The organism is Streptomyces glaucescens, from assembly GCF_002154375.1.
Taxonomy (GTDB): Bacteria; Actinomycetota; Actinomycetes; order Streptomycetales; family Streptomycetaceae; genus Streptomyces; species Streptomyces glaucescens.
Map to the genome: position 1 here is coordinate 1 of NZ_MUND01000064.1, position 10,357 is coordinate 10,357.

A 10,357-nucleotide genomic window follows, 5' to 3' on the forward strand; every position below is an offset into this window, starting at 1 on the left:
GGGGCGCCGAAACCGCCCGGCTGCGGCGGCTGGTTGGGCGGCTGGGTCATCTGCGGTTCCCCCTTGTGACCGATGTGGCGCCGCGCCCGGTGGCGCTGCGTATCCGCCACACCCGTGATTCTCAGACGTTTTCAGACGGTTCTCAGACGGCTCTTTCTATCACCCGGGACCGACAGTGCAGCGGGCCGGATCCTCCCCTGTTCCCAAGGGAGGACCGGCCCGTGATGCCGTCGTTACGCGCCTTCACGCCCCCTTCACGCGAACCGCGCGCCGTGCGCGCCGGGGTTGCGCGCCGTGCGAAGGACCCCGGCGGGAGGCTCAGGCGTCCTCGGCGAGTTCCAGCCAGCGCAGCTCCAGCTCCTCGCGCTGCCCCGCGAGGTCCCGCAGCTCGGCGTCCAGTCCGGCCACCTTCGCGAAGTCCGTGGCGTTCTCGGCGATCTGCGCGTGCAGTTTGGTCTCCTTCTCGGAGATCTTGTCCAACTGCCGCTCGATCTTCTGGAGTTCCTTCTTCGCGGCGCGCTGGTCGGCGGCGCTCTTCTCCGTCGTCGCCGGCTTCTGCGCCACGGGCGCGGCGGCCGCGGCGGACTCCTCCATCTTCCGGCGCCGCTCCAGGTACTCGTCGATCCCGCGCGGCAGCATCCGCAGCGTGCCGTCACCGAGCAGCGCGAACACACGGTCCGTGGTGCGCTCGATGAAGAACCGGTCGTGCGAGATGACGATCATCGAGCCGGGCCAGCCGTCGAGCAGGTCCTCCAGCTGGGTGAGGGTCTCGATGTCGAGGTCGTTGGTGGGCTCGTCGAGGAAGAGCACGTTCGGCTCGTCCATGAGCAGCCGCAGCAGCTGGAGGCGGCGCCGCTCACCGCCGGAGAGGTCGCCGACCGGCGTCCACTGCTTCTCCTTGTTGAAGCCGAACGTCTCGCACAGCTGCCCGGCGGTCATCTCCCGGCCCTTGCCGAGGTCGACGCGCTCGCGGACCTGCTGGACCGCCTCCAGGACCCGCAAGGCGGGGTCGAGTTCGGCGACCTCCTGGGAGAGGTACGCCAGCTTGACCGTCCGGCCCACGTTGATCCGGCCGGCGGCGGGCTGGGCCTCGCCCTCGGTCCGCGCGGCCTCGGCCATCGCGCGCAGCAGCGTGGTCTTGCCGGCGCCGTTGACGCCGACCAGGCCGATGCGGTCGCCGGGGCCGAGCTGCCAGGTCACATGCTTGAGCAGCACCTTGGGGCCGGCCTGGACGGTGATGTCCTCCAGGTCGAAGACGGTCTTGCCGAGCCGGGAGGAGGCGAACTTCATCAGCTCGCTGGTGTCCCGGGGCGGCGGCACGTCCGCGATCAGCTCGTTGGCGGCCTCCACGCGGAAGCGCGGCTTCGACGTCCGCGCGGGCGCGCCGCGGCGCAGCCAGGCCAGCTCCTTGCGGACCAGGTTCTGCCGCTTGGCCTCCTCCGTCGCCGCGATCCGCTCGCGCTCGGCGCGGGCGAAGACGTAGTCGGAGTAGCCGCCCTCGTAGTCGTGGACGTCACCGCGCTGCACGTCCCACATGCGGGTGCAGACCTGGTCGAGGAACCAGCGGTCGTGGGTGACGCAGACCAGCGCCGAGCGGCGCTCGCGCAGATGGTTCGCCAGCCAGGCGATGCCCTCCACGTCGAGGTGGTTGGTGGGCTCGTCGAGGACGATCAGGTCCTGCTCGTCGATCAGCAGCTTCGCCAGCGCGATACGGCGCCGCTCGCCGCCGGAGAGCGGCCCGATGACGGTGTCCAGGCCCTGCGGGAACCCCGGCAGGTCCAGTCCGCCGAACAGCCCGGTCAGCACGTCGCGGATCTTGGCGTTGCCCGCCCACTCGTGGTCGGCCAGGTCCCGGATGACCTCGTGCCGGACGGTCGCCTCCGGGTCGAGGGAGTCGTGCTGGGTGAGCACGCCCATGCGCAGCCCGCCGGAGTGCGTGACCCGCCCGGAGTCCGCCTCCTCCAGCTTGGCCAGCATCCGGATCAGCGTCGTCTTACCGTCGCCGTTGCGGCCCACCACACCGATCCGGTCCCCTTCCGAGACGCCCAGGGAGATGCCGTCGAGGAGGGTACGAGTGCCGTACACCTTGCTGACGTTCTCGACATTGACCAGGTTGACGGCCATTTCTCTCCTGCTCACGGGGGACGGTCAGCCTTCTAGCGTAGGGCCTCGGGGGCGGGGTGCGGGGCGCGAGGGGGTCGTCACTCTATGTGGTGACGTGATCGGGAACCGGCCGCTACCGTGGAGGGCGGGCAGCAGGATCCCGTCCATGGGAGGAACCATGAGCGCCGAGTCCGTGAAGCACCGCGTCCAGTGGCCGGTGCCACCGCAGGACGGCTACACCGTGGACGACCTGTTCACGCTGCCGGATCTCCCGCGTCACACCGAGCTGATCGACGGGAGCCTCGTTTTCGTGAGTCCGCAGCGCCGCTTCCACTTCCTTGCCATCGACCTGCTGGTCAACGGCCTGCTCAGCTCCGTCCCCCCGGAGTTCAGCGTCGAACGGGAGATGACGGTCGTGCTGGACCGGCGCAACGGTCCGGAACCGGACATCTCCGTGGTCCGCGCCGAAGCCGTCACCGGCCTGCGCCAGACCCACTTCGAAGCGGCCGACGTGCTGCTCGCCGTGGAGGTGGTCTCACCGGACTCCGAAGCCCGCGACCGCAACTACAAACCGCAGAGGTACGCCGCAGCGGGCATCCCCCACTTCTGGCTGGTCGAGATGGCGGGCCAGGACGACCACCTCGCGGTCCAGGTGTACGAACGCGGCGAGGCCACCGGCACCTACGCGCTGACCGGCATCTACCACGACCACGTCAAAATCGGCGTCCCCTACGACATCGACATCGATCTGACCGCCGTCACCAGGCGGCCCTGAGCCCCTCAGAGCACCGTCGCCCCCGCCACCGGCCCCGACGCCACCCGCACGCTCCGGCACGTGCCCGACGCGCGCAGGGCCTCCGCCACCTTCTCCGCCGACCCCGCGTCCCGCGTGAGGAACGCCGTCGTCGGCCCCGACCCCGAGACGAGTCCGGTCAGCGCGCCCGCCGCGCGGCCCGCCGAGAGCGTGTCGGCCAGCTCGGGGAAGAGGGAGAGCGCGGCGGGCTGGAGGTCGTTGCGGACGGTCGCGGCCAGCGCGTCGGCGTCGCCCTTGGCGAGGGCGTCCAGCAGGTCACGGGAGGCGACCGGCTCGGGGATGTCCCGGCCCTCGGCGAGCCGGTCGAACTCGCGGAACACCGCGGGCGTGGACAGGCCCCGCCCGGCCATCGCGAACACCCAGTGGAAGGTGCCGCCGGCCTCCAGGGCCGTCAGTCTCTCGCCCCGCCCGGTGCCCAGTGCCGCACCGCCGACCAGGCTGAACGGCACATCGCTGCCCAGCTCGGCGCAGATCTCCAGCAGTTCGCCGCGGGGGGCGTTCGTGCCCCACAGCGCGTCGCAGGCGAGCAGCGCGCCCGCGCCGTCCGCGCTGCCGCCCGCCATGCCGCCCGCGACGGGGATGTCCTTGACGATGTGGACGTGCACGCCGGGCGTACGGCCGTACCGCGCGGCCAGCGCCTCCGCCGCGCGGGCGGCCAGGTTCGTGCGGTCCAGCGGGACCTGGGCGGCGTCGGGGCCCTCGCAGGTGACGCGCAGTCCGTCCGACGAAGGGGTGACGGTGACCTCGTCGTACAGGCCGACCGCAAGGAAGACGTTGGCGAGGTCGTGGAAGCCGTCCGGGCGGGCGGCGCCGACCGCGAGCTGGACGTTGACCTTGGCCGGGACGCGGACGGTGACGCTCACTTACGCGTGCTCCTTGTGCTCGGCGATGCGGGCGAACTCCTCGACGGTCAGCGACTCGCCGCGCGCCTGCGGGGACACGCCCGCGGCGACCAGGGCGGCCTCGGCGGCCGCCGCCGAACCGGCCCACCCGGCGAGCGCGGCCCGCAGCGTCTTGCGCCGCTGCGCGAACGCCGCGTCGACGACCGCGAAGACCTCCCGTCTGGAGGCGGACGTCTTGATCGGCTCGGTGCGCCGGACCAGCGAGACGAGTCCGCTGTCGACGTTCGGCGCGGGCCAGAACACGTTGCGGCCGATCGCGCCGGCCCGCTTGACCTCGGCGTACCAGTTCGCCTTCACCGACGGCACGCCGTACACCTTCGAGCCGGGCGCCGCGGCCAGCCGGTCGGCGACCTCCGCCTGGACCATCACCAGGGTGCGCTCGATGGTCGGGAAGGTGTCGAGCATGTGCAGCAGCACGGGCACGGCGACGTTGTACGGCAGGTTCGCGACCAGCGCGGTCGGCGCGGGGCCGGGCAGCTCGGCGACGTGCATCGCGTCCGAGTGCACCAGCGCGAACCGGTCGGCGCGCTCCGGCATCCGCGCGGCGATCGTCGCGGGCAGCGCGCCCGCGAGCACGTCGTCGATCTCCACCGCCGTGACCCGGTCGGCCACCTCCAGCAGCGCGAGGGTGAGCGAGCCGAGCCCCGGCCCGACCTCGACGACCACGTCGTCGGGCCGCACCTGAGCGGTGCGGACGATACGGCGCACCGTGTTCGCGTCGATGACGAAGTTCTGACCGCGCTGCTTGGTGGGACGCACACCGAGGGCCGCCGCCAGTTCACGGATGTCGGCGGGGCCCAGCAGGGCGTCGGGGGTGGGGCTGCTCACGGCACAAGGGTACGGGGGTGCGGAGACCGGATCGGCCCGCGGCCGGGCCGGGCCGGTCAGTACGTACGGGCGGGAGGGCGGCGGGGGCGCGGGACGGCGCGCCCGGCTCCCGCGGCCCCGCCGGTCAGTCGTACAGGCGGGAGCCGCAGTGCGGCCACGGGCTCGCCCCGCGCTGGACGTACAGCTTCTTCGCACGGAACGTCTGCTCCTCGGCGGGGGCGTCCTGGGGGCGGCCGGAGCCGCCGAGGCTGTGCCAGGTCCGGGTGTCGAACTGGTAGAGGCCCCCGTACGTCCCCGAGGCGTCGACCGCGTCCGGCCGGCCGCCCGACTCGCAGGCCGCGAGCCCCTGCCAGTTCAGGTGGTCCGCGCCGCGCACCGAGTCGGGCCGCGGCTTCGTGCCCACCTTGACCACCCGCGTCCGCGGCTGGCGCACCACCTCGCTGCGCAGCAGTCGCGGCTTCTGCCGGACCCCGTTGACCGTGCGCAGGGAGTAGGTGACCCGGCGCAGGCCCGGCCGGCCGGCCCGTTCCACCACCTCGGTGCCCCGGAACACCGTGGGGTCGTCGACCCGGCGCACCGCGAACGGGATCCGCTCCTCGCGCACCTCCCGGGTGCCGGTGATGCGCAGCACCGTGACGGTCTGCCCGTCGCGCGGGAAGCTGCCGGGCGGGACGGAGGTGGTGTCCTGGCCGCGCAGGGTGATGCCGGCCTGCTCGACGGCCTCGCGGACGGTCGCCGCGTTGGTGCGGACGGTGCGGACGCGGCCGTCGGCCATGATCGTGACGGACCGCTCGGTGCGGACGTCCAGGGCGAGGCCCGCGCGGCCGATGCGCCGGGAGCGCGAGGTGGACAGGTACGCGCCCTCCGCGCGCACCCCGAGCTGTCTGAGCGCCCCGTCCACCGTGCGGGCCGTCGTCCACAGCTCGCGCCGGTGTCCGTCGAGGGTGAGCCGCACCGGGCGCCCGTAGCGCACGATCACCTCGTCGCCACTGGTGAGCGCGGCGCCGGAGGCGGGGGCGACCACGTCGTGCGCGCCCACCCGGACGCCTTCGTCGGCGAGGAGTTCGGTGACGTCGTCGGCGAAGGTGTGCAGGGTGCGGGGGCGGCCGTCGACGCTCAGCTCGATCGTCTTGTCCTCGGCGACGAACGCGGCGGTGCCGCCCGCGAGGAAGGCCACGACCAGCGCCTGCGGGAGCAGGCGGCGCAGGGATCCGTCCGAGCGCGGGGCGTACCGCGCCTTGCGTCGGCGCGCGCCTCTGCGGATCGCACCGGGGCCCGCTCCGGGGCTCCCGCCGGGAGCGGTTCCGGCGTGAGCCGCGGGGGCGTCCGCCGGTCCGGAGGCCGGAGCCGGCGGGGACGCGGGCGCGTTCTCGACGGCGGGCGCCCCCGTCCGCTCCTGGGCCGGTGCGTACGTGTCCCCGTGTCCCGGCGTCTGCGTGCTGTGCGGCTCGAAGGCGTCGGTTGCGTCGATGGCGGGGGGCGGGTACTCGGCGCCGTACCCGTACCGCGCGTACTGCGAACTGCTCACGCCGACACACTCCAGGGGGCCAGAGGTCCTCAAGGGAGCCCAAGGGATCCGATCGGGTCCCAGAACCTAGCGGAGGGCCGGTCACTCTCCAAAGTCACTCAACTACACAGCGTAGCGAAGGGGTCCGGGGTGAGCCCCGCGGGCGTCATCGGCGAGTGCTGTGTCAGTAGCCGAAGGCACGTGCCGTGTTCGCCGCGACGGCCGTCGCCAGCGCGTCCTCCTCGATCCCGCGCACGGCGGCCATCGCGCGCACCGTGATCGGAATGAGATACGGCGCGTTGGGCCGTCCGCGGTAGGGCGCCGGCGTCAGGAAGGGCGCGTCGGTCTCCACGAGGAGCAGCTCCAGCGGCGCCACCGCCACCGCGTCCCGCAGGTTCTGCGCGTTCTTGAAGGTGACGTTGCCGGCGAAGGACATGTAGTACCCGGCCCGGGCGCAGATCTCCGCCATCTCGGCGTCCCCCGAGTAGCAGTGGAACACCGTCCGCTCCGGCGCGCCCTCCTCCTTCAGGATGCGCAGCACGTCCGCGTGGGCCTCGCGGTCGTGGATGACGAGCGCCTTGCCGTGCCGCTTGGCGATCTCGATGTGGGCGCGGAAGGACATCTCCTGCGCCTCCTTGCCCTCCGGCCCGGTGCGGAAGTAGTCCAGGCCGGTCTCGCCGACGCCCTTCACCTGCGGCAGCGCGGCCAGCCGGTCGATCTCGGCCAGTGCCGCGTCGAGGGCCGCCTGTCCGCCCGGCTCCCGGGCACCCTGCCGGGACCAGCCGTCGGGGTCGCCGCGCACGATGCGCGGTGCCTCGTTCGGGTGCAGCGCGACGGCCGCGTGCACGTTGCCGTACGCGGCGGCGGTGTCGGCCGCCCACTGCGAGCCGCGTACGTCGCAGCCGACCTGCACCACCGTCGTCACGCCCACGGACGCGGCCTTGCGCAGGGCCTCGTCGACCGTGCCGGACTGCATGTCGAGGTGGGTGTGGGAGTCGGCGACCGGCACCCGGAGGGGCTGGGGCGGCGGCGGGGCTTCGTCGTGGGTGGACATGCCCCGATCCTACGAAAGGGGGGTGCGGCACTGCGCGGCCCGGCGGGGGACGGCGCCCGCAGCGGCGCGAGGGCGGCCCGCCGGCGGCGCGGGGAACGGCCCGGGACGCCACGCCCGCCGCGCGGACGGCTCAGCCGGTGGCCGACCGCTTGTCGGCGACCACCGCGTCGAAGACCAGCCGCTTCGGCACCCCGGCCTCCACGGCCACCGCCGCGATGGCCTCCTTGCGACGCTCCCCCGCCTCCTCCCGCACCCGCACCCGCCGCACCAGCTCCTCCGCGCTCAGCTCCGCGGCCTCCCGCTCGGGCGCGCCCTCGACCACGACGGTGATCTCGCCGCGCACGCCCTCGGCCGCCCACTCGGCCAGCTCGGCCAGCGGCCCGCGCCGGACCTCCTCGTACGTCTTGGTCAGTTCGCGGCAGACGGCGGCCCGCCGCTCGCCGCCGAACACCTCGGCCATCGCGGCGAGGGTGTCGTCGAGCCGGTGCGGGGCCTCGAAGTAGACGAGGGTGCGCCGCTCGTCGGCGACCTCGCGCAGCCGGGACAGCCGTTCGCCCGCCTTGCGCGGCAGGAATCCCTCGAAGCAGAAGCGGTCCACCGGCAGCCCGGACAGTGCGAGCGCGGTGAGCACGGCGGACGGCCCGGGGACGGCGGTGACCCGGATGTCCCGTTCCACGGCCGCCGCGACCAGCCGGTACCCGGGGTCGGACACCGACGGCATGCCCGCGTCGGTGACGAGCAGCACGCGCGCGCCGCCGAGCAGCGCCTCGACGAGTTCGGGCGTGCGGGCGGTCTCGTTGCCCTCGAAGTAGGACACGACGCGCCCCTTGGGGGTGACGCCCAGCGCCTGGGTGAGGCGCCGCAGCCGCCGGGTGTCCTCCGCGGCGACCAGATCGGCCCCGGCCAGCTCCTCGGCGAGCCGGGGCGGGGCGTCGGAGATGTCACCGATGGGGGTGCCGGCGAGGACCAGGGTTCCGGGAGTGTCTGTCACGGTTCCATCCTCGCAGGGGCCGTGCACGGGACTCGCACAGCGCCGTTCCCTACGATGGCGCGGTGACCAGTACCGCGTCCTCCACGGACCTCCGGCAGGACCAGGCCGCCCCCGGCGAGCGGCCGTCATGGCAGCGGCGGCTGCGCCGTTTCGGCTATGTCGCGGGGCCCCGCGGCGACGTCCGGGACCGGCTGGTGCCGCCGTACGCCGAGCCGAGCCCGCGGCTGTGGGCGGCGCTCGGAGTGCCGCACGGGCTCGCCGGCCGGCTGGTGCGCTGGTCGGGCTGGCTGGGCCCGCTGCTGGTGACGCTGTTCGCGGGGGTGCTGCGGTTCTGGAACCTGGGCAACCCGCGCGCGGTGATATTCGACGAGACGTACTACGCCAAGGACGCCTGGGCGCTCGTCCACCGCGGTTTCGAGGTCAACTGGGACAAGAACGCCAACAACCTGGTCCTGGACCTGGGCAGCAGCATCCGGATCCCGTCGGACGCGGCGTACGTCGTGCATCCCCCGGTCGGCAAGTACGTCATCGGGCTCGGCGAACTGGTCTTCGGCTTCGACCCGTTCGGCTGGCGGTTCATGACGGCGCTGCTCGGCACCCTGTCGGTGCTGCTGCTGTGCCGGATCGGCCGCCGGCTGTTCCGCTCCACCTTCCTGGGCTGTCTGGCGGGTGCGCTGCTGGCGGTGGACGGGCTGCACTTCGTGATGAGCCGCACGGCGCTGCTCGACGGGGTGCTGATGTTCTTCGTGGTGGCCGCGTTCGGCTGCCTGGTCGTGGACCGCGACAGGACGCGGGAGAAGCTGGCCGCCGCGCTTTTGGCGGACGCCGACGGCCGGGTCCGCCCGGACGCCTGGACGGCGGAGCACACCCGCCTGGGGTGGCGGCCGTGGCGGCTGCTGGCCGGCCTGATGCTGGGGCTGGCCATCGGCACCAAGTGGAGCGGCCTGTACGTCCTGGCCGCGTTCGGGGTGATGACGGTCCTGTGGGACGTGGCCTCCCGCCGGGTGGCGGGCGCGCGGCGTCCGTACGCGACGGTGCTGCGGCGCGATCTGGGCTGGGCGTTCCTGTCGACGGTGCCGGTCGCGGTCGCCACCTACGTCGCGAGCTGGACCGGCTGGATCCTCTCCCCGAGCGACGGCACCGGCGGCTACTACCGCAACTGGGCGGCGACCGACGGCAAGGACAGCAGCTGGTCGTGGCTGTTCCCCGACTGGTGGCGCAGCCTGTGGCACTACGAGACCCAGGTGTACGACTTCCATGTCGGTCTGGCCTCGCCGCACACCTACGAGTCGAACCCGTGGAGCTGGATCGTCGGCGGGCGCCCGGTGTCGTACTTCTACGAGTCGCCCGCGCCCGGCACGGACGGCTGCCCCGCGGACGCGGGTGAGAAGTGCGCGCGCGAGGTGCTGGCGCTGGGCACACCGCTGCTGTGGTGGGTGGCGTGCTTCGCGCTGCTGTACGTGCTGTGGCGCTGGTTCTTCCGCCGGGACTGGCGCGCGGGCGCGATCGCCTGCGCCGTCGCCGCCGGGTACCTGCCCTGGTTCCTGTACCAGGAGCGGACCATCTTCTTCTTCTACGCCGTCGTGTTCGTGCCGTTCCTGTGCCTGGCGGTGGCGATGCTGCTGGGCGCGCTGGTCGGCCCGCCCGGCTCCAGCGAGACCCGCCGGGTGGCGGGGGCCACGGCCGCGGGGGTGCTGGTGCTGCTGATCGCGTGGAACTTCATCTACTTCTGGCCCATCCACACCGGCACGGCGATCCCGATAGACGACTGGCGGTCGCGGATGTGGCTGGACACGTGGGTCTGAGCGGCCGGAAACCACCTGCTCGGACAGCTGCACCTAACAAATGGAAAAACATGCGTTCCCGCTGTCACACCCCCCGCCTACAGTGCCAAGCACGCAACGGGGAGGGGAGCGCGGCATGCGCAAGGGGGTCAAGGGGGCGATCGTCGGCGCGGTGTTCACCGTGATGGTCGGCGGCGCCGGGTACGGGGCGTTCAACATCGTGTCCGCGCTGGACGGCGACGGGGGCGGGTCCGGCGGCGCGGGGGCCGAGAGGACCGGCCCGCCGAGCGGCGACGAGGTCGCGGAGACCACGCGGAAGTTCTTCGCCGCGTGGGAGCGGGCCCAGGGCCCGGCCGCCGCCTCGTACACCAACA

The 10,357-nt window shown here is 73.3% G+C and carries 8 protein-coding genes and 1 pseudogene; 3 read left to right on the plus strand and 6 right to left on the minus strand.

Annotated elements, in window-relative coordinates:
• Nucleotides 1-318 precede the first annotated feature (318 nt).
• Nucleotides 319-2,124 carry an ABC-F family ATP-binding cassette domain-containing protein gene (locus CCN42_RS05030; protein WP_086733255.1) on the minus strand — a complete coding sequence of 602 codons (1,806 nt, stop codon included), beginning with the start codon at nucleotides 2,122-2,124 and terminating at the stop codon, nucleotides 319-321.
• Nucleotides 2,125-2,281: 157 nt separating this feature from the next.
• Between CCN42_RS05030 and CCN42_RS05035 the strand changes: the two genes are divergently transcribed.
• Nucleotides 2,282-2,878 (plus strand): Uma2 family endonuclease, encoded by a 597-nt coding sequence (locus tag CCN42_RS05035; protein WP_086733256.1) that lies wholly within the window; start codon nucleotides 2,282-2,284, stop codon nucleotides 2,876-2,878.
• A 5-nt stretch (nucleotides 2,879-2,883) separates the two neighbouring features.
• On the opposite strand, the gene CCN42_RS05040 is transcribed toward CCN42_RS05035, so the two are convergent.
• The 5 genes from CCN42_RS05040 to rsmI form a co-directional block, all read right to left on the minus strand.
• A complete protein-coding gene (locus tag CCN42_RS05040) occupies nucleotides 2,884-3,780 on the minus strand; it encodes a 4-(cytidine 5'-diphospho)-2-C-methyl-D-erythritol kinase (RefSeq protein ID WP_086733257.1) in 897 nt (298 codons plus the stop codon).
• Nucleotides 3,781-4,647, minus strand: a complete 867-nt coding sequence (rsmA, locus tag CCN42_RS05045) for a 16S rRNA (adenine(1518)-N(6)/adenine(1519)-N(6))-dimethyltransferase RsmA (protein ID WP_086733258.1) — start codon at nucleotides 4,645-4,647, stop codon at nucleotides 3,781-3,783.
• A gap of 124 nt (nucleotides 4,648-4,771) precedes the next feature.
• Nucleotides 4,772-6,175: a resuscitation-promoting factor gene (locus tag CCN42_RS05050; RefSeq protein ID WP_086733259.1), complete on the minus strand. Its 1,404-nt coding sequence runs from the start codon at nucleotides 6,173-6,175 to the stop codon at nucleotides 4,772-4,774.
• 163 nt (nucleotides 6,176-6,338) lie between these two features.
• Nucleotides 6,339-7,208, minus strand: a complete 870-nt coding sequence (locus CCN42_RS05055; RefSeq protein ID WP_086733260.1) for a TatD family hydrolase — start codon at nucleotides 7,206-7,208, stop codon at nucleotides 6,339-6,341.
• Nucleotides 7,209-7,338: 130 nt separating this feature from the next.
• Entirely contained in the window at nucleotides 7,339-8,199 is an 861-nt protein-coding gene (gene rsmI, locus CCN42_RS05060; protein ID WP_086733261.1) for a 16S rRNA (cytidine(1402)-2'-O)-methyltransferase, read from the minus strand.
• Between the two features lie 62 nt (nucleotides 8,200-8,261).
• Here rsmI and CCN42_RS05065 point away from each other — a divergent pair, with 62 nt between their 5' ends.
• Together CCN42_RS05065 and CCN42_RS05070 are read left to right on the plus strand one after the other, a co-directional pair.
• Complete coding sequence (locus CCN42_RS05065) at nucleotides 8,262-10,004, plus strand: dolichyl-phosphate-mannose--protein mannosyltransferase (protein WP_086733262.1); 1,743 nt, start codon at nucleotides 8,262-8,264, stop codon at nucleotides 10,002-10,004.
• 115 nt (nucleotides 10,005-10,119) lie between these two features.
• A pseudogene (locus tag CCN42_RS05070) lies at nucleotides 10,120-10,357 on the plus strand (penicillin-binding transpeptidase domain-containing protein); the annotation flags it as partial.